The sequence below is a fragment of the Catenibacillus scindens genome, from assembly GCF_014202115.1.
Taxonomy (GTDB): domain Bacteria; phylum Bacillota; class Clostridia; order Lachnospirales; family Lachnospiraceae; genus Catenibacillus; species Catenibacillus scindens.
The window spans coordinates 51637-78341 of record NZ_JACHFW010000007.1 but is presented as its reverse complement, the minus strand read 5'-3'; the positions used below and the strand labels follow the sequence as shown (position 1 = coordinate 78341).

At 47.0% G+C, this 26705-nt stretch carries 23 protein-coding genes and 1 pseudogene; 21 read left to right on the top strand and 3 right to left on the bottom strand.

What is annotated here, in order from left to right; all coding sequences use genetic code 11:
- Window positions 1-160 precede the first annotated feature (160 nt).
- The 13 genes from HNP82_RS09880 to phnX all read left to right on the top strand — a co-directional run bounded on the left by HNP82_RS09880 (window position 161) and on the right by phnX (window position 15824).
- Complete coding sequence (locus HNP82_RS09880) at window positions 161-541, top strand: RidA family protein (RefSeq protein WP_183773866.1); 381 nt, start codon at window positions 161-163, stop codon at window positions 539-541.
- 207 nt (window positions 542-748) lie between these two features.
- Window positions 749-2068, top strand: a complete 1320-nt coding sequence (locus tag HNP82_RS09875; protein ID WP_330599528.1) for an MATE family efflux transporter — start codon at window positions 749-751, stop codon at window positions 2066-2068.
- Window positions 2069-2258: 190 nt separating this feature from the next.
- Window positions 2259-3653 (top strand): UDP-N-acetylmuramoyl-tripeptide--D-alanyl-D-alanine ligase, encoded by a 1395-nt coding sequence (locus HNP82_RS09870; RefSeq protein WP_183773864.1) that lies wholly within the window; start codon window positions 2259-2261, stop codon window positions 3651-3653.
- Window positions 3654-3806: 153 nt separating this feature from the next.
- A complete protein-coding gene (locus HNP82_RS09865) occupies window positions 3807-4673 on the top strand; it encodes an ABC transporter substrate-binding protein (RefSeq protein WP_243164727.1) in 867 nt (288 codons plus the stop codon).
- A 223-nt stretch (window positions 4674-4896) separates the two neighbouring features.
- Complete coding sequence (locus HNP82_RS09860) at window positions 4897-5610, top strand: amino acid ABC transporter permease (RefSeq protein ID WP_243164726.1); 714 nt, start codon at window positions 4897-4899, stop codon at window positions 5608-5610.
- The gene (locus HNP82_RS09855) at window positions 5597-6322 is read left to right on the top strand and encodes an amino acid ABC transporter ATP-binding protein (protein WP_183773862.1); all 726 of its coding nucleotides are present in this window, start codon (window positions 5597-5599) and stop codon (window positions 6320-6322) included. The genes HNP82_RS09860 and HNP82_RS09855 overlap by 14 nt, the downstream gene beginning before the upstream one ends.
- Window positions 6323-6689: 367 nt before the next feature.
- Window positions 6690-7577, top strand: coding sequence for a sulfide/dihydroorotate dehydrogenase-like FAD/NAD-binding protein (locus HNP82_RS09850; RefSeq protein ID WP_183773860.1), 888 nt, complete (start codon window positions 6690-6692; stop codon window positions 7575-7577).
- Entirely contained in the window at window positions 7577-8962 is a 1386-nt protein-coding gene (gene gltA, locus HNP82_RS09845; RefSeq protein WP_183773858.1) for an NADPH-dependent glutamate synthase, read from the top strand. Before HNP82_RS09850 ends, gltA begins: the two co-directional genes overlap by 1 nt.
- Before the next feature lie 382 nt (window positions 8963-9344).
- On the top strand, window positions 9345-10229 hold the full coding sequence (locus tag HNP82_RS09840; RefSeq protein WP_183773856.1) for a MurR/RpiR family transcriptional regulator: 885 nt from the start codon (window positions 9345-9347) through the stop codon (window positions 10227-10229).
- A gap of 161 nt (window positions 10230-10390) precedes the next feature.
- Entirely contained in the window at window positions 10391-11161 is a 771-nt protein-coding gene (locus HNP82_RS09835; RefSeq protein WP_183773854.1) for an ABC transporter ATP-binding protein, read from the top strand.
- Between the two features lie 4 nt (window positions 11162-11165).
- Window positions 11166-13814 carry an extracellular solute-binding protein gene (locus HNP82_RS09830; protein WP_183773852.1) on the top strand — a complete coding sequence of 883 codons (2649 nt, stop codon included), beginning with the start codon at window positions 11166-11168 and terminating at the stop codon, window positions 13812-13814.
- Between the two features lie 90 nt (window positions 13815-13904).
- Window positions 13905-15038, top strand: a complete 1134-nt coding sequence (gene phnW, locus HNP82_RS18070) for a 2-aminoethylphosphonate--pyruvate transaminase (protein WP_243164725.1) — start codon at window positions 13905-13907, stop codon at window positions 15036-15038.
- A 15-nt stretch (window positions 15039-15053) separates the two neighbouring features.
- Complete coding sequence (gene phnX / locus HNP82_RS18065) at window positions 15054-15824, top strand: phosphonoacetaldehyde hydrolase (protein ID WP_330599526.1); 771 nt, start codon at window positions 15054-15056, stop codon at window positions 15822-15824.
- Between the two features lie 157 nt (window positions 15825-15981).
- Here the strand turns inward: phnX and HNP82_RS09820 are convergent, their stop codons facing one another.
- Window positions 15982-16182, bottom strand: coding sequence for a hypothetical protein (locus HNP82_RS09820; RefSeq protein ID WP_183773850.1), 201 nt, complete (start codon window positions 16180-16182; stop codon window positions 15982-15984).
- A gap of 179 nt (window positions 16183-16361) precedes the next feature.
- Window positions 16362-16544, bottom strand: a pseudogene (locus tag HNP82_RS18640) (Uma2 family endonuclease); the annotation flags it as partial.
- 390 nt (window positions 16545-16934) lie between these two features.
- On the opposite strand from HNP82_RS18640, the gene HNP82_RS09810 reads away from it, so the two are divergent.
- From HNP82_RS09810 to HNP82_RS09800, 3 genes are read left to right on the top strand one after another with little or no spacing between them, the layout of a single operon-like run.
- Window positions 16935-17639, top strand: coding sequence for an AzlC family ABC transporter permease (locus HNP82_RS09810; RefSeq protein ID WP_183774101.1), 705 nt, complete (start codon window positions 16935-16937; stop codon window positions 17637-17639).
- 12 nt (window positions 17640-17651) lie between these two features.
- Window positions 17652-17978, top strand: a complete 327-nt coding sequence (locus tag HNP82_RS09805) for a branched-chain amino acid transporter permease (protein ID WP_183773848.1) — start codon at window positions 17652-17654, stop codon at window positions 17976-17978.
- Window positions 17979-18011: 33 nt separating this feature from the next.
- Complete coding sequence (locus HNP82_RS09800; RefSeq protein WP_183773846.1) at window positions 18012-18926, top strand: LysR family transcriptional regulator; 915 nt, start codon at window positions 18012-18014, stop codon at window positions 18924-18926.
- Here the strand turns inward: HNP82_RS09800 and HNP82_RS09795 are convergent.
- On the bottom strand, window positions 18880-19908 hold the full coding sequence (locus HNP82_RS09795) for a YeiH family protein (protein ID WP_183773844.1): 1029 nt from the start codon (window positions 19906-19908) through the stop codon (window positions 18880-18882). The two genes, HNP82_RS09800 and HNP82_RS09795, sit on opposite strands and share 47 nt — an antisense overlap.
- Window positions 19909-20330: 422 nt before the next feature.
- Between HNP82_RS09795 and HNP82_RS09790 the strand changes: the two genes are divergently transcribed.
- From HNP82_RS09790 to HNP82_RS09770, 5 genes are all read left to right on the top strand, one after another.
- A complete protein-coding gene (locus HNP82_RS09790; RefSeq protein WP_183773842.1) occupies window positions 20331-22523 on the top strand; it encodes a CocE/NonD family hydrolase in 2193 nt (730 codons plus the stop codon).
- A gap of 259 nt (window positions 22524-22782) precedes the next feature.
- Window positions 22783-23172 (top strand): C-glycoside deglycosidase beta subunit domain-containing protein, encoded by a 390-nt coding sequence (locus HNP82_RS09785; RefSeq protein WP_183773840.1) that lies wholly within the window; start codon window positions 22783-22785, stop codon window positions 23170-23172.
- Between the two features lie 20 nt (window positions 23173-23192).
- Window positions 23193-24245, top strand: coding sequence for a sugar phosphate isomerase/epimerase family protein (locus tag HNP82_RS09780; protein ID WP_183773838.1), 1053 nt, complete (start codon window positions 23193-23195; stop codon window positions 24243-24245).
- A gap of 164 nt (window positions 24246-24409) precedes the next feature.
- Window positions 24410-26143 carry a CocE/NonD family hydrolase gene (locus HNP82_RS09775; RefSeq protein WP_183773836.1) on the top strand — a complete coding sequence of 578 codons (1734 nt, stop codon included), beginning with the start codon at window positions 24410-24412 and terminating at the stop codon, window positions 26141-26143.
- Between the two features lie 246 nt (window positions 26144-26389).
- The gene (locus tag HNP82_RS09770) at window positions 26390-26668 is read left to right on the top strand and encodes a hypothetical protein (RefSeq protein ID WP_183773834.1); all 279 of its coding nucleotides are present in this window, start codon (window positions 26390-26392) and stop codon (window positions 26666-26668) included.
- The last annotated feature ends 37 nt before the right edge of the window (window positions 26669-26705 follow it).

Sequence of the window (26705 nt, the reverse complement as noted above, 5' to 3'; positions counted from 1 at the left end):
CCGGCGCATGGCTGAATAGTTATTAACATAATCATAGCATATGGAAAAAGGAACGCAAGTAAAATTTGCTTTTCTCAGAGAAATAGTGTAAACTTAAATTCAAAAGTTGCTGTTTATTCTTTAAACAGCGACATATAAACATAGATGGAGGTTGACGATCATGACAAGAGAAACCATTAACGCAAAAGGCGCTCCTGCGGCAGTGGGACCTTATGTCCACGCCGTAAAAGCTGGAGATACAGTATATACATCCGGTCAGCTTGGCCTGATCCCGGAGACCGGCCTTCTTCCTGAAGGCGTGGAAGCTCAGGCAAGACAGGCTATGGAGAATCTTAAAGCCGTTCTTGAAGCCGCAGGGCTGACTATGGCTGATGTCGTAAAAACTACAGTTTTTCTCGCGGACATTAATGATTTTGCCGCGATCAATGAGATTTACGCGGAGTATTTTACCGGGGACACACCGGCCCGCTCCTGCGTCCAGGCCGGCGCTCTTCCAAAGGGCGGTCTGTTTGAAATCGAAGCTATTGCTGTAAAACAGTGATATCCCCAGAGGATAAATACTGTTCATTGCCGCCGGGTAATGCCTCAGCTCATTCCGTTAGGCCGTAGAAGGAATGAGATCTGGGGCATTTTTTGTGCGGTACGCTTGGAGGGCAATCCTTTAATTAGAAGTTGTCAGATGTCACTGCCCTGACTAGCGCGTCGAGCTTGCGAGGGAGTCTTGAAAGAATACTGGAGGTTTGATGATGTGAGAAATGAAAATTTGTTAAAAGTATTTGGAAAATATGTATCTTTAAATGTTCTTGGGATGATCGCCCTGTCCTGTTATATCCTGGCGGACACATATTTTGTGTCCAAAGCCCTGGGCGCCGCCGGTTTGGCGGCATTAAATCTGGCCATTCCCGTCTATAATTTTATCCACGGCAGCGGTCTGATGATTGGCATGGGCGGAGGCACCAAGTTCTCGATTTTTAAAAGTCAGGGCAAGGATCCGGCGGCAAACCAGATTTTTACCAATGCAGCCTTTGTTATGATCTGTATAGCGGCAGTATTTTTCGCTTTGGGACTTTTCGCCTCAGGACCGCTGGTACGCCTTCTTGGAGCCAACGAACAGACCTATGATATGTCCCGGATTTATCTTCAGGTCATTCTTTTGTTCGCGCCTATGTTTATGCTCAACAACCTTCTGTTGTGTTTTGTCAGGAACGACGGCGCGCCTCAGCTTTCCATGGCGGCCATGATCGGGGGAAGTCTGTCCAATGTGGTGCTGGACTATGTGTTTATGTTTCCTCTGAATATGGGGATCTTTGGTGCTGTTCTGGCCACAGGACTGGCGCCGGTGATCAGTATTGCCATTATGTCACCGTTTTTTATAAAGAAGAAAAACAGCTTCCGGCTGACACGGTGTTCGATTGTCTTTAAAAATATCGGCGGGGTATTGTCCTGTGGCCTGCCATCATTAATTACAGAAGCTTCTTCCGGCATTGTGATCATTGTCTTTAATATGATTATCTTGGGACTTGAGGGAAACACAGGTGTGGCTGCCTACGGCGTCATTGCCAATCTGTCCCTGGTGGTTATCGCCATTTACACAGGTATCGCCCAGGGCATACAGCCGGTGATCAGCAGCCAGTACGGCTCCGGAAACAGAGCCGGGGCAAAGACTATCCTTCGCTATGCCCTGATAGTTATGTCTGTTGTATCTGTGGCTGTTTACGGAGCTATTGTTTTATTTGCCCCGGAGATTGCGGGAATTTTTAACGGTGAGAATAACAGTCTTCTTCAGACTATCGCGGTCACGGGCCTGAAAATTTATTTTACAGGATGTCTTTTTGCCGGATTTAATATTATTGTGTCGATGTACTTTACATCCACAGAATCCCCGGCACCGGCACAGACAGTGTCCATTTTGAGAGGCTTTGTCCTGATCCTTCCCTCAGCTTTTATTCTGTCCTACGCGGCCGGGATGACAGGGGTATGGAGTGCCTTCCCTGTTACGGAAGTTGTGGTAGCGGTGATTGCCCTGATTTTGTTGCTGTTCACAGGGAGAACAGCAACATGCGCTTAAACCATGAAAAATTCGCTGCGCGAATGGTTTAAGCGCACTTCTGAATCACTTTCTTACGCCGGAAACAGCAGGTGTTTCCGGCTGCCCGTGAGTAGCAGCCTGATCTTACTCATAAAAAAAGTTGCATTGATTTTTTTTGTGACATAGTGTAAGGTAGGAGTGAAAACAACAGAAAGGACGAAGATCAGTCATGGAAAATTTAACTGTTGAAGAGATCACCCAGGCTGTAGGAGGAAAGCTTTTGTGCGGCGACCCGCAGACGGTGATTTCTTATATAAGTATAGACAGCAGAGATATTCAGGAAAATACATTGTTTACCCCCATTATTGGGGAGCGGGTGGACGCCCACAAATTTATATCACAGGTTTTTGAGGCTGGCGCTAAGGCTGCGTTTACCTCCAGAGGGGAGATCGTGGACCGGTCAAAACCCCATATTCTCGTGGAAAATACGGAAGCCGCGCTGGGAGATCTGGCAGTGTATTACCGGAGCAAATTTCCTGTGCCGGTGGTGGGGATTACCGGGAGCGTTGGCAAAACATCCACAAAAGAGATGATAGCTGCGGCTCTTTCGTCCCGCTATAATGTGCTGAAAACCGCCGGCAATCAAAACAGCAATATCGGCGTACCCCTGACTCTTTTCAGGCTGGGGCCGGAGCATGAGATCGCCGTGGTGGAGATGGGGATCAGCGATTTTGGCGAGATGGATGCCCTGGTTCGGTTTGCCGGTCCCAGAACCGCTGTAGTGACCAATATCGGTGTGGCCCATATCGGCATTTTAAAGACGCAGGAAAATATTATGAATGAAAAGCTGAAAATTGCCCAAAATTTTCAGCCGGGACAGCCTTTTTACCTTAACGGAAATGACCCTATGCTCAAGATCGCGGCCTCAAATTATCCGGAAAATGCCCGCCTCTTTGGACATGCGGAAAATGGAAAACAATGTGATTTTACATATTACGCTAAAGATATGTACATCCGGGATGGCATGGAACATTTTACCTTTGTATGGCCCCAGGGGGAGACGCAGGTAGTCATCCGCCAGCTTGGCGTTCACAATGTCAATAATGCTGTGGTGGCTATGGCCATCGCCATGGAGTATGGTATTGACCCGGAGACTGCTGCCGGGGGACTTTACGGTTATGAAGGGGTGGCCATGCGTCAGCAGATTAATCATCTGAAAGACGGTATCAAGGTTATTGACGATACTTACAATGCCAGCCCGGACTCGATTAAAAGTGGTATTGAGGTGCTGAAACTTTTAGACAATCCTGGACGCAAGATCGCTGTGCTGGCTGATGTTCTTGAGCTTGGAGATATGTCCCGTCAGTGCCACTATGATACCGGATGTTTTGTGGCCCAAAGCGGTATTGACGAAGTTGTAACTGTAGGTGAGGAGATGAAAGCGCTGGTGGAGGCGGTCCGCGAACACGCGCCTCATATGCTTGCCAGCAATTTTTCCTGTAATGCCGATGCTGCCGAATATCTGAAAAAGATTGTGAAGCCGGGGGATGCTTTTTTGGTGAAAGGTTCCCGTGGAATGCGTCAGGAAGAGATTGTCAAGGCACTGAAAGAATATCTGTCCTGATCTGCCGGCGAAAATATGGCTGAATAGTTACCAAAATCATGAATAAATATGCATATTTTTCTTGACAAAACCGTAAATAAGGGGTAGATTATAGTTCAAGTCTAAGGCCATAAGGCTGAATAGTTATGAAAAAGAATTTGGAGGATGAGAATCATGAAAATGAAAAAAGTAATGGCATTAGCGCTTTCAGCAGCAATGGCGTTAAGTATGGCCGCCTGCGGCAGCAGCGCGGGAAATAGCGGAGAGACTTTGGCTCAGACAGAAAGCGGCGCTCCGGCTCAGTCCGAGAATCAAACACAGGGTGAGGCGCAGGAGAGCGGCACGGCAGAGGCTTCCGATGTACAGACAGTTGAGGACGGCAAGCTGATCATGGCCACAGAGGCGGGATTTGCTCCATATGAATATACTGAGGACGGCTCCACCGTTGTGGGCGTTGACGTGGATATTGCCAATGAGATCGCCAAAGCTATGGGCAAGGAGCTGGTGATCCAGAACATGTCTTTTGACGGCGCCCTTCTTGCAGTACAGCAGGGCAAGGCTGATTTTGCCGCCGCAGGTATTTCTGTCAATGAAGAGCGTGATAAGGTGATGGATTTCTCTGTAGAATATGCCACAAGCCGTCAGGTTGTCGTTGTTAATAAAGAGACCATGGCTGTGTCTAGCGTGGACGCGATTACAGCAGACAATAAAGTAGGTGTGCAGACCGGAACCGTGGCCGATACCTACGCTCAGGAACAGGGATGGCAGGTGACACAGTACAGCAAGTTTATGGAAGCGGCTATGGATCTGATGAACAATCGTCTGGACTGCATTGTTATGGATGCCCTTCCGGCGGAGCAGCTTGTGGCTCAGAATGATTCTCTCACAATTCTTGACGGCGAACTGTTTACAGATAAGTACGCCATCGCTGTAAATGAGGGAAACACAGCCCTGCTTGACGAGATTAATGCCGTTCTTGAGCAGCTCATCGCTGATGGCAAGATTGATGAATACACATTAAACCATACAACAGGGGAATGATTGAATTTTTATACAGTTTATGTATAATGATATCGGATACCCTCGCGGCAGTTGCCAAATGGACATGCATGTAGGTCTGATTGGCTCGTTGCCTGTAGGAATAAAGAACGATCAATAGCCGAGGCGGGCTTTCCGTTATCGGCTATTGTCATGAAGAAACATAGGCGGCGCGGCAGCGTATCGCGCAGCCCCAACATTTATACGAAAGAACGGAGGTTTACTATTGGAAGGATTTACCCGGTGGATTTCTGATCTGGGAGAGCAGTTTTCCTACGCTTTTCTGGAAAATCGGCGTTATATGGCCTATCTGGAAGGTTTTAAAATGACCCTGCTCATATCTCTGGCGGCGGTAGTTATCGGTGTTGTTGTGGGCGTGATCCTCGCCCTGTTTAAATACACCGGCAGCAGGAATAAAAAACTGAGATTCTTGTCAGTCATCGCAAATATCTATCTGACGATTTTCCGCGGAACACCTGTCTATGTTCAGTTATTGATCATTTATTACGTGATTTTTTCCCCCCTGCCTGTGCCTGCCACCGTTGCGGGATTTTTATGCTTCGGCTTAAATTCCGGCGCCTATGTGGCGGAGATCATTCGTGCGGGAATTGAGGCGGTAGATAAAGGACAGACAGAGGCGGGCCGTTCCCTCGGACTGACCAGCGGCCAGACCATGGCCCTTATTGTTATGCCTCAGGCGATCCGCAATATTTTGCCTGCCCTGGGCAATGAATTTATTACACTGATCAAAGAAACCGCCATTATCGGAAATATCGGCGTGCTGGATGTGACAAAAGTGGGCCAGAATATTGGCGTAAGCAATTTCAGTTATCTTATGCCTCTGCTTCTGGTTGCTGTGATGTATCTTATTGTTGTTGTGATCTTATCTAAACTTCTGGCAATGTTTGAAAGGAGGCTGGCCCGCAGTGATCGACGTTAAGGATCTGAATAAATCATTTGAAGGTCATCAGGTGCTTAAAGGCATCAATGAGCATATTGAAAAAGGTGAAAAAGTGGTTATTGTCGGCCCTTCCGGTTCGGGGAAAAGTACCTTTCTGCGCTGCCTCAATCTTTTGGAAGTGCCTACCTCCGGGGAGATCTGGTTTGAGGGGAAGGAGATCACAAAGGCAAAGACAAAAGAAGTGAACGCCCTGCGCCAGAAAATGGGTATGGTGTTCCAGCATTTTAATCTTTTCCCTCATCTGACCATTGTGGACAATATTACCTTGGCGCCTGTAAAGCTTAAAAAAATGACAAAATCTGATGCGGTGGCAAATGCCATGGCCCTGTTAAAGCGTGTCGGCCTTGAAGATAAGGCCAAAGCCTATCCAAATCAGCTTTCCGGAGGCCAGAAACAGCGTATTGCCATTGTCCGCGCGCTGGCCATGAATCCGGATGTTATGCTGTTTGATGAGCCGACTTCCGCCCTGGACCCGGAGATGGTCGGGGAAGTGTTGGAACTGATGAGCCAGCTTGCCCGCGATGGCATGACGATGGTAGTAGTGACTCACGAGATGGGTTTTGCCCGGGAAGTGGCCTCAAGGGTCATGTTTATGGATGACGGAAAAATTGTGGAGCAGAACCGACCGGAGGAATTTTTTTCCAACCCCCAAAATGACCGGCTGAAAGAATTTTTATCCAAGGTGCTGTAAAATTTCCGGGCAGATCCGGGAGCGGCCCAATCTCTTTGATTGATGAATTTTCAGTTATAACCAAAACCATGACTGTTATGAAAAATGGCTATTAAAAATGCTGTCATTGCATATTGAATAATAAAAAAAACTCTGCTAAACTATTACATAGATTTTTGGTTCCATCAACCAAATTATAAGGTAAAGCGCGACTGTTCACTACGGCGTATCTTCTTGTCAGGCTAAAGCCTGACAAGAAGCATCGGATATTCATCCGATGTAAAAAATCGGGTAAAGTCCTGCTTATAAGCAAGCTTAATGCCTGTCTTTGGCCGATTCTTTTGCCGTCCTGAACTGTTACGGTAAATTTTTTCTAGGAGGATTCATAATGTACAAGATATTAAAAGCCGAGTTGCTGGCGGACAAGATCTATCTTATGGATGTGGAAGCTCCCCGTGTGGCAAAATCCTGCCAGCCGGGACAGTTTGTTATCGTGAAGATTGACGATGCCGGCGAGCGTATTCCCCTGACCATCTGTGACTACGATGCAGAGGCCGGAACAGTGACAATTGTATTCCAGTGTGTGGGAGAATCTACATACCGTATGGCTGATCTTAAAGCTGGCGATGCTTTTGAAGATTTCACAGGCCCTCTGGGATGTCCGTCGGAATGGATCAATGAGGATATTGAAGAACTTAAAAAGAAGAAAATGCTTTTTGTTGCCGGCGGCGTAGGTACAGCTCCGGTTTATCCTCAGGTAAAATGGCTCCATGACCATGGCATTGACGCTGACGTTATTATCGGCGCCAAGACAAAAGACTTGATCATCCTGGAAAAAGAGATGGAAGCTGTTGCCGGAAATCTCTATGTAACTACCGATGATGGTTCCTACAAACATAAAGGTATGGTAACTTCCGTTGTGGAAGAACTTGTGGAAGCAGGAAAACAATATGATCAGTGCATCGCTATCGGCCCGGTGATCATGATGAAATTTACATGCCTTCTCACAAAGAAGCTTGGAATCCCGACAATTGTCAGCATGAATCCGATCATGGTGGACGGAACCGGTATGTGCGGCGCCTGCCGTCTCACTGTCGGCGGCGAAGTGAAGTTCGCCTGCGTTGACGGCCCGGAATTTGACGGACACCTTGTAGACTTTGACCAGGCAATGAAACGCCAGCAGATGTACAAGACCGAGGAAGGCAGAGCGCTGCTCCGCTATCAGGAAGGCAAGACACATCACGGCGGATGCGGAATGTGCGGAGGTGACGAATAATGGCAGTAAAGAGAGACAGAGTTCCTGTAAGAGAACAGGACCCGAAAGTAAGAGCGACAAACTTTGAGGAAGTTTGTTTAGGATATAATGAGGAAGAAGCTGTGGCAGAGGCAGAGCGCTGCTTAAATTGCAAAAAGCCTATGTGCGTTTCCGGATGTCCGGTAAACATTAACATCCCTGCCTTTATTGAGCAGGTTAAAAACAGGGATTTTGAGAAGGCGGCTCAGATCATCGCCGAATCTTCCTCCCTGCCGGCTGTGTGCGGCCGTGTGTGCCCTCAGGAAACACAGTGCGAGGGCAAGTGTATTTTAGGCATCAAAGGCGAGCCGGTGGCTATCGGCAAGCTGGAGCGGTTCGTGGCAGACTGGGCAAGAGAGCATAATATCGAGCCAGTCCCTGCAAAAGAAAAGAAGGGCAAAAAAGTGGCAGTCATCGGTTCCGGCCCTGCCGGTCTCACATGCGCCGGCGATCTGGCGAAGATGGGATACGACGTAAAGATTTTTGAAGCCCTTCATCAGGCCGGCGGCGTACTTGTCTATGGTATTCCGGAGTTCCGTCTGCCAAAGGATGAAGTAGTCGCTCACGAAGTTGAAAATGTTAAGAAACTTGGCGTTGAGATCGAGACTAACGTTATTGTTGGAAAGACGGTAACTATTGATGAGCTTCTCAACGAGGAAGGTTTTGACGCTGTATTTATCGGTTCCGGCGCCGGGCTGCCTAAGTTTATGGGAATCCCCGGAGAGCAGGCCAACGGCGTATTTTCCGCTAATGAGTTCCTCACAAGAAACAACCTGATGAAAGCTTTCCGTGAGGATCACGATACACCGATCTACAGAGGACGCAAGGTGGCTGTTGTGGGCGGCGGAAACGTGGCTATGGATGCAGCGAGAACCGCTCTGAGACTTGGCGCCGAGACACACATTGTATACAGAAGAAGCGAAGCTGAGCTGCCCGCCCGTGTGGAGGAAGTTCACCACGCGAAAGAGGAAGGCATTAATTTCCATCTTCTTACTAACCCTACAGAGATTCTTGTGGATGACAACGGCTGGGTAAAGGGTATCCGCTGTATTAAGATGGAACTGGGCGAGCCGGACGCTTCCGGAAGAAGACGCCCTATCGCTGTTCCAGGATCCGAGTATGAGATTGAGGTTGACGCTGTTATCATGTCCCTGGGAACAAGTCCTAATCCGCTGATTTCCTCCACCACAGAAGGGCTTGAGGTGAATAAGTGGAAATGTATCGTTGCCGATGAGAACAACGGCGCGACAACAAAAGAAGGCGTTTACGCCGGAGGCGACGCGGTTACAGGCGCTGCAACAGTTATCCTGGCTATGGGTGCGGGAAAAGCGGCTGCGGCAGGTATTGACGAGTATTTAAGTAAATAATATGATACAAGCGTCAAAAGGTCATGCAGGAGCGCATTAGCGCGAAGCGATCCGTGTATCATAGGTGTCAAAATACCTTTTGATGCCTTCATCATAATATTTAGTGAAAGATCACATCAACGGACAGTTTACCGGGGATGTGATCTTTTTTTCACGGGAAACTGTGTTTCCTGTGAAAAACTATACACCGGGTACGCTTGCATTGCGGCGGAGAGAAAATCCGTGTACATCCCTGAGTTTTCTGATATAATGGCCTATGGAAAGATATGACGAATTGTATTTTTTTGAGTACAATTTTCTTCTGCAAAAACTTTTGCAAAATTTTTTTACATTGATCAATAGGTGAACAGGGAAAATATGTAGATTTTCTACCAGGAGGATTATGGAAAATATTGTAAAAATAAAAATTAGGAAAATATATGGGACCTTGCGCCCATCAGAAAAAAAGGTGGCGGACTATATTTTAAAATATACCGGAGCTGCCGATGACCTTCTCATTGATTCTGTGGCCAGGGCCTGTCAGGTCAGTCAGCCAACAGTGATCCGATTTGTTAAAGCTGTGGGATATGAAGGCTTCAGGGATTTTAAGTTCGCTTTTGTCAAGGAAGAGGGGCGCAGAGATCCAGAGGAAGGGGAAAAAATAGATCTGTACGGTTTCAAATTGTCCCGCAGGGACCGGCTGGAGGATATTCCGGGAAAGATTATCACCACTTCTGTGGGTATGCTTGAGGAGACGCTGCAGAGTGTCTCTGTGCGGGAGTATAAAAAAGCTGTGGAGGCCATCTGCCAGGCAGAGAACATTGTGCTTTACGGTGTGGAAAACTCCATAGTCACGGCCAACGACCTGATGATTAAGCTGACCTACCTGGGATTAAACTGCCGGATGTACAGCGATTATTACCTTCAGAACGTCAGCGCCGTCAACTTGTCCCGGAAAGATCTGGCTATAGGTGTTTCTTATTCGGGCTGCTCCAGGCATACTGTGGAGATGATGGCTCTGGCCAGGAAGGCCGGCGCAAGAACTCTGGTGCTGACCAACTTTGAAAATTCTCTCATTGCTAGGTACGCGGATATTCTCCTGTGTGCCAGCAACCGCCAGTTTTTATACGGGGATACGATTTTTTCCAGGATATCTCAGCTTGCCCTTGTAGATATGCTTTACGCCGGAGTTTTAAATATGTCTTACGACAGGCTGTCTCAAAAACTGAATAAAACCAGTGAGATTGTGTCAAAGAGAGCTTACGGGGAAGATGACGAGGTTTTGTAGATTTTCTACAAAACCTCTTTTTTCTTTATGCTCTGTTTACACAGTTTTGACATGGACTTGATTGAAACCTGTGAAGTGGCTTTCGTATAATACCAATTGTCAACAGCAAACAGTAGTTCCCGGTCATGCCGGGATGAAAAGAGTGAAAGGGGAAGCAGTGAATGCTGGAGCTGAAGCAAGTAAAGAAATCTTATGACAATGTAACCATATTAAAAGATATTAATCTGAAAATAAAAGACGGGGAGATCGTGTCCATTTTAGGGCCTTCGGGCTGTGGGAAAACAACCCTTTTAAATCTGATCCTTGGACTGACAGCCGTGGATGAGGGACAGATTATTTTTGACAAAAAGGACATTACCCATGTGCCTATGGAACAGCGGGGATTTAACATTGTGTTTCAGGACTATGCCCTGTTCCCGAACCTGAATGTTTATAAAAACATTACTTATGGTCTGAGAAATAATCCCGGCATTGCCTCCGCAAAAGATGTGGATGATCTGATCAAACTTCTGGGGCTTGAGCCTCATCTGAGCAAAAAGGTGGATCAGCTTTCCGGCGGACAAAAGCAGCGGGTGGCCCTTGCCAGAACTATGGTGATGAAACCCAAAATTCTTCTTTTGGACGAGCCTTTAAGCGCTCTGGATGGTGTTATTAAAGAATCCATTAAAGAAAAAATTAAAGAGATAGCCAGAGATTATCATCTGACCACTATTATTGTCACCCATGATCCTGAGGAAGCCCTCACATTATCGGATAAAGTGCTGATCATTAATAACGGCACAATCTCCCAGTACGGAAATCCTGAGGAAATTATAAAAACGCCGGCCAACGGGTTTGTCCGGGAGTTTATTCTGAACCAGTTGGAGATTAAGAAAAATAACATATTTGCCCTTTTTGGGGGAGATATGAAGGAATGTGTACAGGCAGGTTAAAGCGATGATCCGGAAAGAGAGAGAAATAAAATTTATTTATGTCCTTGTGATCCTGTTGTTTGCCGTCTTTTTGGGCATTCCCATCATCCGACTGCTGTTCCAGTCCTTTTTTGATGATGGTGCCGCCGGGATCAGCAATTATGTGGAAGTGCTGACCGGCCGGGGGTTTATGCAGGCTCTTGGCAACAGTCTGGCGGTGTCTGCCTGCAGCGCTCTGGCGGCTACTTTTTTGGCCTTTATTCTGGCATACAGTATACAATATACAAATCTTAACAAGAAATTTAAGGGCCTGATCCGTACGATGGCAGTTCTGCCCATGCTTCTGCCGACCATCACCTACGGCTTTGCCATTATTTACTCTTTTGGCAAGCAGGGCCTGCTCACACGCCTTTTTGGCGTACAGCTTTTTGATATTTACGGCTTTTACGGCCTTCTCTTTGGCTATGTCATTTACACGCTGCCCATATCCTTTATGCTGATTTTAAATACGATGGGCTTTGTAGATAAAAAATTTATGGTTGTTTCCAGAGTGATGGGAGACGGGGCAGCGCGCACTTTCTGGCAGACCATCCTCCGGCCTTTGCTGGGAACACTGGCAGCCTCTTTTGTCCAGTGCTTCTTCCTGTGTTTTACGGATTACGGTATCCCCGCCTCAGTGGGCGGCGAATACGAAGTTGTGGCCTCTGTGCTGTACAACGAAATGCTTGGAAGTATTCCCAATTTCAGCCGGGGCGCCGTGGTCGCCGTGATGATGCTGATCCCTTCAGTGATCAGTATCGCCCTTTTAAAATATCTGGAACGCTATAATATCCGTTATTCAAAGATATCCGAAATAGAGCTTAAAACAAATCCTGTGAGGGACACTGTCTGCGGGGCGCTCTCCGCGCTGATTATTGTCTGTGTCCTGGCTATTTTCGCGGTGATCTTCGTGGTGCCTTTTGTGCAGGAGTGGCCTTATCAGGTTACTTTTACGCTGGATCATGTGAGGGATGTGTTAAATGATTCAAGCCTGTTCGGTGTCTATAAAAATTCCATTTTCGTTGCGGTTTTAACGGCGGTGATCGGCCTCATCGTGACCTACGGTGCGGCCCTGGCCACTGCCAGAAGCCAGCTTAACGGAAAGCTGAAATCCGTTATTGACGCCATTGCTCTGGTGACAAACACCATTCCCGGCATGGTTATTGGTATTGCCTTTATGTTCATTTTTTCAGGGACGTCCCTGCAAAATACTTTTTTACTCATCATCCTGTGCAATGTGGTTCATTTCTTCTCCACACCCTATCTGATGATGAAAAATTCCCTGTCAAAACTGAACAGTTCATGGGAAACGACAGCGTCCCTTATGGGAGACACATGGATCAAAACCATTGTCCGTATTGTCACCCCCAATATGGCTTCCACCATTCTGGAAGTTTTCAGCTACTACTTTGTCAACGCTATGGTCACTGTCAGCGCGGTGATCTTCATCGCCGGGGCCCGGACGATGGTCATTACTACAAAGATCAAAGAACTTCAATATTATAATAAATTTAATGAAGTTTTTGTTCTGTCCCTGTTTATCCTGGCCACCAATCTGGTTGTCAAAGGACTTCTGGGATATGCAATAAAAATTAAAGAAGGAAAAAACAGCGTAAAAAGGAGAAATAAGAAAATGAAAACAAGAAAAGCGGCAGCAGTCATTATGTCAGCAGTAGTTTTGGGAACATTTGGTTTAAACGCATGTCAGGGCGCCGAGGCGGGCAGCGCCAGTGATCAGGTAGTGATTTATTCCAACGCTGATGATGAAGCGGTGGAGGCGATGAAAAAGACTCTGGACGAAAACGGCTATGAGGGTAAGTATTTATTCCAGACATTCGGGACGTCGGAGCTTGGCGGAAAGGTTATCGCTGAGGGAACCAATATCGAGGCGGATCTGATCACATTAAGCACCTTTTATATTGACAGCGCCCAGGAGCAGCAGAATATGTTTCAGCCGTTGAACTTTGACTATACCCTCATCGACAGCGCCAGCCAGAAAGATTACTGTGCCCCCATTACTTCCCAGGAGGGAACCATTATTGTCAATACGCAAGTGCTGGCGGAAAACAACCTGGATATGCCCACATGTCTGAAAGATCTGACGAAGGAGGAATACAAGGATCTTATTTCCGTGACGGATATTAAGAGTTCATCCACGGCGTGGCTGCTGATACAGGCCCTTGTCAGCGAGTACGGTGAGGACGGGGCTAAAGAAGTTCTGACAGGTATTTATGAAAATGCGGGGCCTCACATTGAGTCTTCCGGTTCCGGTCCGCTGAAGAAAGTCCGCGCCGGGGAAGTGGCTATCGGTTTTGGCCTTCGCCAGCAGGCAGTGGCAGATAAGGCGGACGGTCTGCCTATCGACTTTGTGGATCCCACAGAAGGAAATTTCTCTCTGACAGAATCTGTGGCTGTTATTGACAAAGGCGACAATACCAATCCTCTGGCCCAGGAAATGGCAGAGTGCATTATTACCAAAGGCCGCAGTGAGCTTCAGAAATATTACCCCAACGCTTTGTATGAAGGCGAGACAACCGACGCGGCCAACAGCTCCACCTACCCCAAAATTTTTCCGGAACCTCTGACTCTGGAGCTTCTGGAGAAACATCAGGAATTATCAGAGAGCTGCAAATAATTTCTATATAAATTACAACGATTCCGCCGGCAGCCTATGTTCCCGGACCGGGAGCCCTGCCGGCGGAACTGTCAATGAAAGGAGATCCATATGCTTAATTATAAATTACTGACACCGGGGCCGCTGACCACAACAGATACGGTAAAAAGAGAAATGTTATTTGACCACTGCACATGGGATGATGATTACAAAAAGATTACTCTGGACATCCGGAAAAAGCTTTTGGCCCTGGCCCATGTCAGTGAGCCGGAATACACGGCTGTGCTGATGCAGGGCAGTGGAACTTTTGGCGTTGAGTCGGTGATCACCAGTGTTATCGGCGATAACGAAAAGCTCCTCATCGCCGCCAATGGCGCTTACGGTGAGCGGATGGCGGATATTGCCGCGCACGCCCGCATACCTTATATGATTTATAATGAAGATTATAATCAAGTGCCCTCACCAAAGAAAATTCAGGAGATTTTAGAGAAAAATCCGCAGATTACCCATGTTTCCATGGTTCACAGCGAGACAACTTCCGGCATTTTAAATGATATCGCCTCGGTGGCCCGGGTTGTCAAGGCTGCGGGAAAAACCTTTATTGTGGACGCCATGTCCAGTTTTGGAGGCGTGGATATTCCTGTAGGGGAGCTTGGCATTGATTTTATCATCAGCAGCGCCAACAAGTGCATCCAGGGCGTTCCCGGTTTCTCTTTCATCATCTGCCGCCGGGATAAGCTTGTGGAAAGCAAAGGCAAGGCCAGAAGCCTTTCCCTGGATCTTTATGATCAGTGGGAGACGATGAATAAAGACGGAAAATGGCGTTTTACATCCCCCACCCATGTGGTGCTGGCCTTCGCCCAGGCTCTTAGGGAGATGGAGGCAGAAGGGGGCATCCCGGCAAGAGCATCCCGCTATAGGGCCAACAACCGCCTTCTCATCGAGAAGATGGAAGAAATGGGCATCCACCCTTATATTGGCGGCGAGCATCAGGGCCCTATTATCACCACCTTTTTCTATCCAAAACACCACAATTTTTCCTTCCAGGAAATGTACCGCTACATTAAAGACCGGGGATATGCCATCTATCCCGGCAAGGTGACGGATGCCGATACTTTCCGCATTGGCAATATCGGGGAAATCTATGAGGAAGATATTGTAAAGGTTTGTGATATTATCCGGACATTTCTTCGCGAACACGGATGTCTGGAGGAAAATGCGCCGGCGCTTTCCTGCGCTGACTGACAGGAGGATATGAAGATGAAGTTTGACGGTATTATTTTTGACTGGGCCGGGACGACGGTGGATTACGGGTGCTTTGCCCCGGTGAAAGCATTTATTGACGCCTTTGAATCTTTTGGCATTACCCCGACTCTGGAAGAAGTGAGAAAGCCTATGGGTATGCTTAAGATCGACCATGTGCGGACCATGCTCTCCATGGACCGGATTTCCCGCCTGTGGGAAGAAAAATACGGGCGCCCGTGGAATGAGGAGGATGTTTGCCAGGTGTATGAACAGAGTGAGCGTCTGATCTTAAAAATTGTGGAGCAGTATTCTGATCCAAAGCCCTATGTTGTGGAGACTGTGGATGCTCTGAGAGCCATGGGTTTAAAGATCGGTTCTACCACCGGCTATAATGACGCCATGATGGCCCTGGTGGTTCCGGAAGCGGCAAAGGCCGGCTATGCCCCGGACTGTTGGTTTTCTCCTGACGCCACCGGACAGAAGGGCCGCCCATGGCCCTACATGATCTTTCGCAATATGGAAGCCCTAGGCCTCCAGAATGTGGCCAGGGTCATGAAGGTGGGGGATACGGTAGCGGACATTAAGGAAGGCAAAAACGCCGGAGTTGTGACTGTGGGAATCATCGAGGGCAGCTCGGTTATGGGGCTGACCAGGGAAGAGTATGAGGCATTAAGCCCCCAGGAGAAACAGGCCGCCGATGAAAGGACAAAAAAAGTCTATGAGGACGCCGGAGCGGATTTTGTGATGCAGGATATCCGGGGAATTTTGGAATTGATAAAAGAGTAAAAACAATAAGAGAAGGAGCAGAGGGTAAATTTTTGAAAAAATCTTTGTATTGATTTTACCCATCTCTTACACTTTTATCACGTTTTTTTCCGGGGATTGATGGATGGCAGCTTAAAGTGATGATAAAATGAATGTACAGATCATTCCCCGGAGGCGATCATTTTGCTGTTTCATCTGATATTTTGGGCAATTCTTTACCTTTTTGTTTTCTGTACTTACCGATCATGGAGGATTTTTCCGCCCCAAAACCGTTATTATTGCATGGCGGATCGGGGCGGTCGTCTCCATTCTTGGTATGTTTCTTTATTTTTATCTTGGGCTTTACTATAATGTTTTTCCATTTGTCATGTGTATTCATCTGTTGGTTATTACTCCCCTGAAATCAGGTACAAGCTGCCTGCTTCGTCAGGCGGCGCAACCGCTTCGGAACATCTGATTTCTTATTCTGATTTTATCCTGAGTTTCAGATCATTGCCGTAGATTCCAACCGGGATCTCATCAGCGAATGAATACGATGTCACGTCGCCGGGCTCAAACATCATCATTGTTGAGAAAAACCGCGAATGGTGCAGGAAAAACTTCACAGTTCCCGTTCTTTTCAGAAATATATTGAAATATCGTTCCATGCAGAAATGACGCGAGTCTTTGATGCGTCAACCCCGGCGGCGCCATCATATACATTTCTCCGTCGATAAGTTCAGCTCTAACACCGTCCGGCAATGCCTAAACCATTCATAACACTCTTTTTTACAGCCTCGATACTCTGTACTCTGTAATTTCCTGATTGGATTTAATACAATATCTTTTTTGTCCAGATAATATGTCAACGCCTTTTGGTAATTGGCTTGCCATTTATTTTGAATAATACTCAACGGTTTTTCCTGATGCGGCGTAATAAAATCTGCATCTTTAGCACTGATAAACGGCGATGCAATAAGGCAGCCTCTTGCGGAAAAGCATTGAATGTCTTGGGATACAATGGTATTCTTAAAGTATGAAATACCAGGAGGAACTTTTATGGAGGAAATTTCATCTTCAAAATACTCATCCCAGGACACAGACAGGGGAGGAACGGGTTCTGGATCTTCAGGCGTGTTATCAGGGGCCGGTATGCAAAGTAAAGGAAATATTATAAAAAGAGCGTTTAAATGCGCTTTTCCCTATACCATCCCCATTTTTGCGGGATTTTGGTTTCTCGGCCTGACCTATGGCATTTATATGAATATATCCGGCTTCAGCTTTTGGTATCCCATGGTGATGAGCCTGACCATCTTTGGCGGCAGTCTGGAGTTCCTTGCGGTGAGTATGCTTCTCGCGCCCTACGCGCCGGTTCAGGTCTTTCTCATGACTCTGATGATCCAGGCTCGCCACCTGTTTTACGGGCTCTCCATGCTGGATAAGTTTAAAGGGATGGGCTGGAAAAAGCCCTATCTGATTTTTGGTATGTGCGATGAAACGTTCAGTATCAACTATACGGCGGATATTCCGGAACATATTGACCGCGGGTGGTTTTATTTTTTTGTCACGCTCCTCAATCATTTCTACTGGTTCAGCGCTGCCACCATCGGCGGGCTTGTAGGCAGTCTGCTTCATTTTAATACCGAGGGGCTGGATTTTGTTATGACCGCTATGTTTGTTGTGATCTTCATGGAGCAATGGTTCAAAGAAAAACGACACATCAGCGCATGGGTCGGCCTTGGGGCCAGTGTGGGCTGTCTTTTGCTGTTTGGCGCGGATAATTTCCTGATCCCAACAATGGTATGCATTTTAGCGGCATTGACGGTGCTGAGAAAACCGGTAGAACAAAGAAAGTGAGGCGTCAGAGAGATGACATTATTACAGGAAATTATAACTATTGCCCTGTGCGTTGCGGGAACGATGCTCACCCGGTTTCTTCCCTTCCTGGTGTTTGGCTCTAAACGGCCGACGCCCCGCTACATTCAGTATCTTGGAAAGGTTCTGCCGGGGGCTATTTTTGCCATGCTGGTCATCTATTGTCTTCGCAATGTATCTGTTTTCCAGGGCAGTCATGGTCTGCCGGAATTGATCGCCATTGCTGTGACTGTGGGGCTTCATTTATGGAAAAGACAAATGCTTTTGTCTATTGCTGGCGGAACGATTTGTTATATGCTCCTTGTTCAATTGATTTTTTAGAAAGGCAGCATGTGATTGGTGAGGGAGGAAACAATGCTTGACTACAGAGTTTACACTTTTCTTGAAGTGTGTAAAACCATGAATTATACTAAAGCGTCCCAGGTGCTGAATATTACCCAGCCCAATGTGACTCAGCATATCCGCTGGCTGGAAGAGAGGTACGGGAAGAAGCTTTTTTCCTATGAGAAGCGGCGGCTTGTGCTGACAAGCGCGGGAGAACTGCTGAAAAAGTCCGCAATATCCATGGCCTATGAAGAGAGGCTGCTGGCGGAACAGATGGAGAAATTGTCGGATTCCGGCGGGAAAATGGCTTTTGGCATTACCAAATCTGTCAATGAGAGCGCCATGAAATGCCGGATCATTGAACTTATTCAGACCCGGATGTGTGGCAACGTCTATTTTTATGTGGATAATACAGCAAGGCTGATCAAAAAAATGATGGATCAGGACATTGATTTTGCCATTGTGGAAGGCAATTTTGATCAGGGACAGTTTGATCATATCGTCCTGTCCAGGGAACCTTTTATACCGGTTCGCGGCCGGGAATACCGTCTGAGGCGTCCGGTAAAATCTCTGGAAGATCTGTGCGGTGAGCGGCTGATCATCCGGGAGGAAGGCTCAGGGACCCGCAATATTCTTGAAAGCATTTTGTTAAGCAGGAATCTCTCCTATGGCAATTTTGAATCCATTATGGAGATCGGGGATATTTCCGCAATAAAAATGCTCCTCATGGAAGGCTGCGGCATTACCTTTATGTATGCCACAGCTATTGAGAAGGAGCTGGAGGATGGGAAATTTGTGGAGATCCCGCTGAATAATCTGGATGTATGTCACGATTTTTCTCTGGTTTGGCCCAGAAATTCCGCCTTTCGCCATATGTTTGAGGCGTTGGCCCAAAATTTTACCAGATGCCGAGAAGGCGCTGGGCAAGAAGGCTTACGGCAGTAATACCGGTCCAGCAGCACAGGCCCATGAGTATAGGTTTTTTGCCGCTGCGAACCAGTTTGACGATATTGGTGTTTAGGCCGATGGCTGCCATAGCCATAATAATGAAAAATTTACTTAAATCTTTAAATGGTGTAAAAAATTCCGACGGCACTCCGGCGCTTACAGCGATGGTTGTGATCACGGAAGCCGCCACAAAAAATAAAATGAAAAAGGGGAAGATTTTTCTGAAAGAAACTTTTTCGGAAGAATTTCCTTCTTTTTTTGCCCGGAGAAAGGCCAGAAAAAGAGTGATAGGGATAATGGCCAGTGTGCGGGTCAGTTTGACGGTGACTGCTTTGTCCAAAGTGGCGTGTCCAAGATTGTGGATGGAATCCCATGTGGAAGCTGCGGCTGTGACCGAGGATGTATCATTGACTGCCGTTCCGGCAAAAATTCCAAAGGCTTCCCCGCTGGTGGAGGAAAATCCAACGAGCGCGCCAAATTCCGGGAAGAGGAGGGCGGCCAGAATGTTAAAAAAGAAAATAACGGAAATGGCCTGAGCCACCTCCTCATCATCAGCGTCGATAACCGGGGCCGTGGCGGCGATAGCGGAACCGCCGCAGATGGAGGACCCCACACCGATGAGGGCAGATGTTTTGGCTGGTATATTCATGGCCTTGTGAAGAATAAAGGCAATGATCAGCGATGTTGAGATCGTAGCGATAATGATCGGCAGAGATTGCCTTCCTGTTTCCAATATGACATTAAGGTTCAGGCCAAAACCCAGAAGAATTACGGCGTACTGTAGGATTTTTTTTGAAGTAAAGGCAATGCCTGCCTGAAAAGGGCTTTTGTTTTTAATAAACAGGGTGATAATCATCCCAAATAAAATGGCAAATACCGGTCCGCCGACAACGGGGATTTTCTGGCCGAGAAAGTGGCATAGCAGTGCGATGACCAGACACAGCAAGACGCCCCATATGTAATTTTTTAATGTTTTCATTGACAAAATACTCCTCTCTTACATTAGGCTAAGTTGAAAAATTTATTGACGATGGGGAGGCTGGCCATAATCTCTTGTTTCCGACGTCATGATGAGGATAACATATTTTAATAATTAAATAAAATTATAAATCATTATTTATATATAATATTTTTTTATAATCAATAATTCCTTATATCTGTATTCCGGTCAAGGCCAATTCCCTGGGGCTTATACAGCCGATGATACGGGATAGTTTTTGGTGTGCTTCTGGTATTTTTAAAGACAGATTCTTTAGAAATGCCGGGGCGCTTTTGCTTTTTCAACAGAAATAAGGATTTCCCTGGCAGAAAAATTCTGTTACAATAGTAATCATACAAGGATGCGGGGAAATGCTTTGCCCCGGACATTGGCAATAGAATTTCACAGGAGGGTATTTTAGTATGCGAGGAATTTTTTTAGACGGCTGTGTTACAGGTCTTGATTACCGGACGCAGACCTACAGCGGACAGTTAGATGCCAGGGGATATTTTGAGTATGAGGACGGCGAGAGCATTCTTTTCTCCATCGGTGGATTTGTCATTGGCTCCTGTCCGGCAAAAGAATGGATAACACCCCTGGACTTTGTGGCGGAGAGCGTGGGCCGTCATCTGACAGTCAGCCATTACCAGGTGGTTAATATAGCCCGTTTTCTTATCAGCCTTGGAAAAGTGGATGAATCGGTTCGCGCGGCGGTGAATACAGTCCGCTATGATATTCAGTTTGTCCAGGAGACAGAAAGTTTTGAAAAAGATCCGGTGATCACAGGACTGTTTGAAGGGCTTGGAAAAACTTTGGTGTCCGCTGCCGCGGCGAAAAATATTGTGCGCCGCTGCGCTAACGGTATCCGCAAAGAGCGGGACGTAAAAATTCCTGTGGCTGACGGCGGGTATGTGCTGGCAGATGTTTACCGCCCATTGAAAGATGGAAAATATCCGGTAGTGATGTGTATGGGCGTGTTCGGCAAGGAGTTTATTAACGGTTTCGTGGAAAATGAGGCAGAGGAGGTATATCGTCAGGAAGTAGAAGACCGTTTTTATGATGACTATGCTAATGTGGAAACAAAACATATGCTTCAGGAAGTTTTCTTCGGACGTATGGGGCCGTGTTTCGGCTCCGCCATGCCGGTGCCAAACACTGATCCGGAGGAAAAAGCGGACGCGCCTGCGGGACCGCCGCCATGCCTTGTTCCGGTGTCCGAAGCTTTTGAGCAGCCCTGCGCCATGGACTGGGTACCCTACGGCTATGTGGTCATCAATATTGAAGAGCGGGGGACCGGAAAAAATACGAACGTAGATCTGTTCCGCCAGTTCGGGGCTTCCAACGCTAAAGATTACTGTGATGCCATTGAGTGGGCGGCCAACCAGCCGTGGTCTACAGGAAAAATCGGTCTTTTTGGCGCTTCCTACTATGCCATGACTCAGTATCTTGCCGCCCAGAGAAAGCCTGAGGGTCTGACGGCTATGATTCCCATTATGGGGGACTATGATTCTTACAGGGATTATATTTACAGCGGCGGCGGCCTTTTTAACCGGGCTGACAATATGGATCCCTGCCGTGAACCACAGCCCTATAATTTTATGAAGAAAGCCATGGATGAGCCTTTTTGGAATGAGGAAACTTACGGGCCTGAAGGGGAGTATATGTCAAGCTGTGATATCAGCGCTATTGATCTGCCTATTTTCCCCTGTGTGGAGCCGGACGCCAGTCTTCACGCCAAAGGCAGCTCAGAGGCGTATATTAATTCCCCTTCAAAAAATAAAAAGCTGATGATCCTCAATGGCTGCGGCATTCATTTCTGGATGTATCAGCCTCAGTATTTGAATAAATTCCGCGCTTTTTTTGATTACTGGCTGAAAGGGACGGACAATGGCATTATGGACGAGCCGGCGGTGGATCTTCAGATGCGCACCGGAGAAGGCTCTTACTACTGGCGACATGAGTCCGACTGGCCGGTACCCGGAACAAAGTATGTACGCTTTTATCTTAATGCCGCCGGGAATGCCGCCGGACTGTCCCAGACAACTCCGGAAAATGAGTCGTCAGTGACATATAACGGGGATGTTTACCATAAGGTGTCCGGACGTGTACCTGGAGCTACATTTATCAGCGCGCCTCTGGAAGAGGATATGGAGCTGGCCGGATATATTAAAGCCGGACTGTTTGTGGCTTCCACCACCACAGATATGGAGATCCATATGAAAATCCGTGTTCTTGATGAAAATGACCGGGAAGTGATCTATCCGGCCCGGACAAGTATGGAGCGTGGGCTGCCTCTGGGCTTTGGCGCTTTAAAGGTTTCCCACCGTCAGCAGGATGAAAAGCGAACCCGGTATGAACTTCCTGTTTACAAACATACAAAAGAAGCCTGGGCACCGTTGACGCCTGGGGAAGTGGTGTACTGCGAGATCGGCTCATTCCCGACAACGGGAGTGATCCGTAAGGGATGGAAGATCCGCCTGGATATTGACCCGGCGGGAAGCCGCTGGGTGGATTACAATGAAGCGGGCTATCGCCGGGGCGCCCTCAATACGATTTATACCGGCGGTGAAAGGGCCTCTTTTGTACAGCTTCCGGTGCTTCCCTCGGAAAAATGACTTTGCTGACAGATTGCAGGAGGGTGCGGCGGGGAGGCGGGGCTGACGCGGCCAAAAGACAGTGTTCCCGGACGGACATTTCAGATTTTGAAACAACATTACTTTTTTAGAAGTTTTTGCAGAAAATATAGAAAAACTACTATAAAAATTAGTGCGATTGTGCTAAAATAATATCTAACAGCCCCGCAGGGATATTTTTTGTGGAGGCGGTGCGTGCCGGTTTATGGCATATCATAACGGATTGGAAGGAGAAAAAATCATGTTTGCAAGACATATGTTTAATCCGGAAGGATTTAAAAACACTGTAGTGGACGGAAAAACAGTGGGCTTTCAGTTTGACTTTAAAATTCAGTACTATCGCGGTGTAACTTTATCAATTATCCGCAATATCGAAGTTTGGGTTGATGGCGAAGGCTTCAACCGGGAAGATATCCGCTTTACACTGGAAGGGGATACATTCACTCTTGAAGAGATGCGTACAGTTATTGATTACCGCTGGAAATTCGGACAGTGGGCCACAGTTACCGTATTAAAAGACGGCGGCCTCTCCAAAGGACCTCATCATATTAAGTGTACTCAGACTATCGCACCATCATATATGCCGCATATCCTTGTAAACTCCGGCGAATATGATTTTGTCATTGAATAAAGAGTAAGGAGGATTTTATAATGGATTACAAAATTGGACGCAGCGTATCATTATACAGCTATCAGGAAGAATATTATCTTGGAAAGATGAATCTGGAAGATTGCATCCGCGAGGTTTCTAAGACAGGAGCTACAGGTATTGAGCTTCTCGCCGAGCAGATGGTTGATGATTTTCCGGTGATCACTCCGGAATTTAAAGATCAGTGGTTTGGCTGGATGGATAAATACGGTACAGAGCCTACATGCTACGATGCTTTCCTTGAGAACCATATTTATGACAACCGTACGCTCACATTAAAAGAGCAGGTTAAGATGATGGAGCGTGACATTAAGATCGCCGGCGAACTTGGCTTTAAAACACTCCGTACACTGGTTTCCACACCTATGGATGTTATTGAGGGAAGCCTTGGATGTGCTGAAGATAACAATGTTAAGATCTGTATCGAGGTTCACTCTCCTTTCTCTCTCAACTCCGGATGGGCTGACGGCTATATGAATATGATCTTAAAGACTGGCACAAAGTACTTCGGATTTATGCCGGACTGGGGTATTTTTGCCAAGAGAATCCCTGATGTTGCCAGAGATCAGGCCCGCCGTATGGGCGCTCATGAAGAGTGCATCAAACTTGTGGATGATGAGTTTGAAAAACGTTGCCAGAGAGGTTTTGTAAAGATTAAATATGACCTTGACCTTGGGAAAGCCAACATGGAATTTATGAAAGCCAACGGCTTCTTCGATATGATGGACAAGATCGAGAAGATGAACGGCAACGCGGCAGATAAGGCATACGCCGGTGATTCTTTTACATATACATGGAATGATCCTCAGGATATTATTGATAATATTCAGTACATTTATCATACCCATGCCAAATGCTATAATACCCATGAAGATTACACAGAAACTTCCATTCCGATTAAAGAAGTTATTGAAGCCTATAAGAAAGCTGGGTATCATGGCTTTGTCAGCACAGAGTATGAAGGCAACCGTCTCATCAATGATGCTTTTGATGTTGACAGCGTAGAGCAGGTTCGCAGACATCAGGAAGCATTAAGAAGAGCAATCGAAGGCTGATCTTAAACGTAAGGTCAGAGGTATATCAGGTGCGCATATGACGGCCGGTGCCGTTGTGTGCGCGCCTTTTTTTATATCACAGGGAACTGCGTTCCATGTGAATGACAAAGGATGGGGGCAGCCCGCTTTCCCTTCCCGGTCAGTTTCAAAAGGAGTGTAAAGTTATGGAGAAAGATTTTAAAGGGTTAAGCCAGAAAATCTTTGATCAGTTTAAACGTCCGGAGATTCAGGAGCAATATGGTGTTCCCAGCCATGAACCCGGAGATATCCGGACATGTATGGTTCCCATGAAGGACGGTATCAGCCTGAATACAACAGTGATGCTCCCCAAAAACAAGGGGGAGGAAAACCAGTGGCCGGCCATACTGATACGAAATCCTTATATTGCCCTGGCGGATAGCAGTCTGTACCGTTTTTACAATCTGTACGGTTACGCTGTTGTTTATCAGGAGGTGCGGGGAAAAGGAAAGAGTGAAGGGGACTTTATGGCCTGGGACAATGAGCGCAGCGATGGAATCGACACTGTAAGATGGATACAGAGCCAGCCATGGTATAACGGGGAGTTGTATCTTGTGGGCAGCAGCTATACGGCATTTGTCCACATGACCATGCTTGAAGATATTATGCCAGACGTTAAGGCCGCTGTACTTAGGGTATTTACGCCAGATTTTCGGAGCGCCCTTTATGAAAACGGCGTGTGGCATCTGGATATGATCACACCGTGGATCATTAACACAGAATATGATTTTAAAGAAGACCGTCTCTTTGTTGATAAATATTCCCAGGCATTAGATATCCGCCCCTTTGAGCAGGCCATTGACCAGGTGATGGGCAAAAGTTATCCGTGGCATCAGCAGATGATCGCCAGTGATGATCCAGATTCAGGATTCTGGTCCGACAGTCTGTGGGGGCGCCTGCGCTCTCTCCCTGAAAAAATAAATATTCCCGTCCTTCTCATTGATGGATGGTATGATCCTTTCTGTCCCGGACTGTTGGATATGTGGGAAAAAATTCCGGAGAATAGCCGTAAAGACTGTGCCATGATTATCGGACCCTGGGTTCATGACTGTGTGATTCAGGAAGGCTGCGAGTTTTCCATGCCCCACGGGGAGATTCTTGGAGAGGATGGCTCCCTTGGATTTCTGGACTGGTTAAATCATGTGCGTTTCGGACGCAGGCCCAATTTAAGTGTATTGGGAAAGATACGCTACTATATTATGGGAAAGGATGCCTGGGAATCTGTGGAAAGTTTTGAAGTGGATAAAGTTTTTGGATCCCGCCAGTCGGAGTGCAGGCCGCTGAGGTTTTATCTTTCTGAAAACCGGCTGACAGAAACGCCGCCGTCTCCGGGGAAGCTTTCTTATGACTATGATCCGGACCGGCCGGGATCTTTTTGGGGCGGGGAATATTACAACAATTTTATGCCCGGCGGTATTATGCACCAGCCCAAACCCTTTAAGCGTAAAAGCGTGCTGAATTTTATCAGTGAATCTTTTGAGAAAGATACAGAAATCTCAGGCTATATGGAACTTTATCTGAAGGTCGCTTCTGATTGCGAGGACACGGTATTTATTGCTCGCATTGATAAGGTGGATGAGGACGGCAAAGCCTGGAATATACGGGAGTGCGCCTCATTAATGAGCCGCGGACAAGCCCAAAAAGCGTCCTCTGCTGAAGAAAAAAATATGTGGCGTCTCCATCTGCGCTTCTGGCCTGGACCGTGGATAATCCGGGCGGGAGAGCGGCTTCGGCTGGATATTACATCGTCCAATTATCCTGCCTATCTGCCTTTCGGAAACACAAAGGAGACCTGGTCAAAGCAGGCCGATCTAAAAAAAGCTCATAATACTGTTTTTGTGGGGCCGGACACTTACCTGGTAATTCAGAGCCTTTCATGAGCGTCAGCTTTGCTTGATTGTTCATCTTCCGGGCCTGGCGGTTTATTCCTGCGGGCAACGAGCCAAGCGGACATGCTTGCATGTCCATTTGGCGACTGCCGCGAGGGTCAAATACCCCGCAGCTCTGCTGCGCTGCAAGTTTGATGCCCCGTAGCTTGCTGCGGGGTATTTGACTTTCTGATGCCAGGTTTATCAGGAATAAAACAGGCCCGGTTGTGACAAAAATATTTGGAGGAAGGTGAGTGGATGTTTGGACATAAGAGTGTTTATGAAGAACATTTTAAGGATCTTGAGAACCAGCTTGTGATTAATCTTGAGAATAATTATAAAGATCTGGCCTGGGACGCGGTGAAAAATCTAAGAAAGTATGTGGATAGCTTGAAAAATTATCAGGTGTCCGGTGGAAAAAGTATTCAGGATTTTATATCCGAGCCGGTGAAAAAAGCGCCGAAAGCGGGAGAGATCGAAAAGATGGAAAGTAAACTCAATGCCTATGAAAAGAGTATGGAAGGGTATCATCATTAAAAATAATCAGGAACCCCGGCGTGTCAGCATCGGGACT

Bases quoted from the DNA above. Each gene is read 5' to 3' on its own strand.
- HNP82_RS09790 (WP_183773842.1), top strand. From the start codon at position 20,331: ATGCGAGGAATTTTTTTAGACGGCTGTGTTACAGGTCTTGATTACCGG.
- HNP82_RS09835 (WP_183773854.1), top strand. From the start codon at position 10,391: ATGCTGGAGCTGAAGCAAGTAAAGAAATCTTATGACAATGTAACCATA.
- HNP82_RS09795 (WP_183773844.1), bottom strand. From the start codon at position 19,908: ATGAAAACATTAAAAAATTACATATGGGGCGTCTTGCTGTGTCTGGTC.
- HNP82_RS09770 (WP_183773834.1), top strand. From the start codon at position 26,390: ATGTTTGGACATAAGAGTGTTTATGAAGAACATTTTAAGGATCTTGAG.
- phnX (WP_330599526.1), top strand. From the start codon at position 15,054: ATGAAGTTTGACGGTATTATTTTTGACTGGGCCGGGACGACGGTGGAT.
- gltA (WP_183773858.1), top strand. From the start codon at position 7,577: ATGGCAGTAAAGAGAGACAGAGTTCCTGTAAGAGAACAGGACCCGAAA.
- HNP82_RS09850 (WP_183773860.1), top strand. From the start codon at position 6,690: ATGTACAAGATATTAAAAGCCGAGTTGCTGGCGGACAAGATCTATCTT.
- HNP82_RS09805 (WP_183773848.1), top strand. From the start codon at position 17,652: ATGACATTATTACAGGAAATTATAACTATTGCCCTGTGCGTTGCGGGA.
- HNP82_RS09780 (WP_183773838.1), top strand. From the start codon at position 23,193: ATGGATTACAAAATTGGACGCAGCGTATCATTATACAGCTATCAGGAA.
- HNP82_RS09800 (WP_183773846.1), top strand. From the start codon at position 18,012: ATGCTTGACTACAGAGTTTACACTTTTCTTGAAGTGTGTAAAACCATG.
- HNP82_RS09870 (WP_183773864.1), top strand. From the start codon at position 2,259: ATGGAAAATTTAACTGTTGAAGAGATCACCCAGGCTGTAGGAGGAAAG.
- HNP82_RS09830 (WP_183773852.1), top strand. From the start codon at position 11,166: ATGATCCGGAAAGAGAGAGAAATAAAATTTATTTATGTCCTTGTGATC.
- HNP82_RS09880 (WP_183773866.1), top strand. From the start codon at position 161: ATGACAAGAGAAACCATTAACGCAAAAGGCGCTCCTGCGGCAGTGGGA.
- HNP82_RS09865 (WP_243164727.1), top strand. From the start codon at position 3,807: ATGAAAATGAAAAAAGTAATGGCATTAGCGCTTTCAGCAGCAATGGCG.
- HNP82_RS09785 (WP_183773840.1), top strand. From the start codon at position 22,783: ATGTTTGCAAGACATATGTTTAATCCGGAAGGATTTAAAAACACTGTA.
- phnW (WP_243164725.1), top strand. From the start codon at position 13,905: ATGCTTAATTATAAATTACTGACACCGGGGCCGCTGACCACAACAGAT.
- HNP82_RS09840 (WP_183773856.1), top strand. From the start codon at position 9,345: ATGGAAAATATTGTAAAAATAAAAATTAGGAAAATATATGGGACCTTG.
- HNP82_RS09775 (WP_183773836.1), top strand. From the start codon at position 24,410: ATGGAGAAAGATTTTAAAGGGTTAAGCCAGAAAATCTTTGATCAGTTT.
- HNP82_RS09810 (WP_183774101.1), top strand. From the start codon at position 16,935: ATGCAAAGTAAAGGAAATATTATAAAAAGAGCGTTTAAATGCGCTTTT.
- HNP82_RS09820 (WP_183773850.1), bottom strand. From the start codon at position 16,182: ATGAATACACATGACAAATGGAAAAACATTATAGTAAAGCCCAAGATA.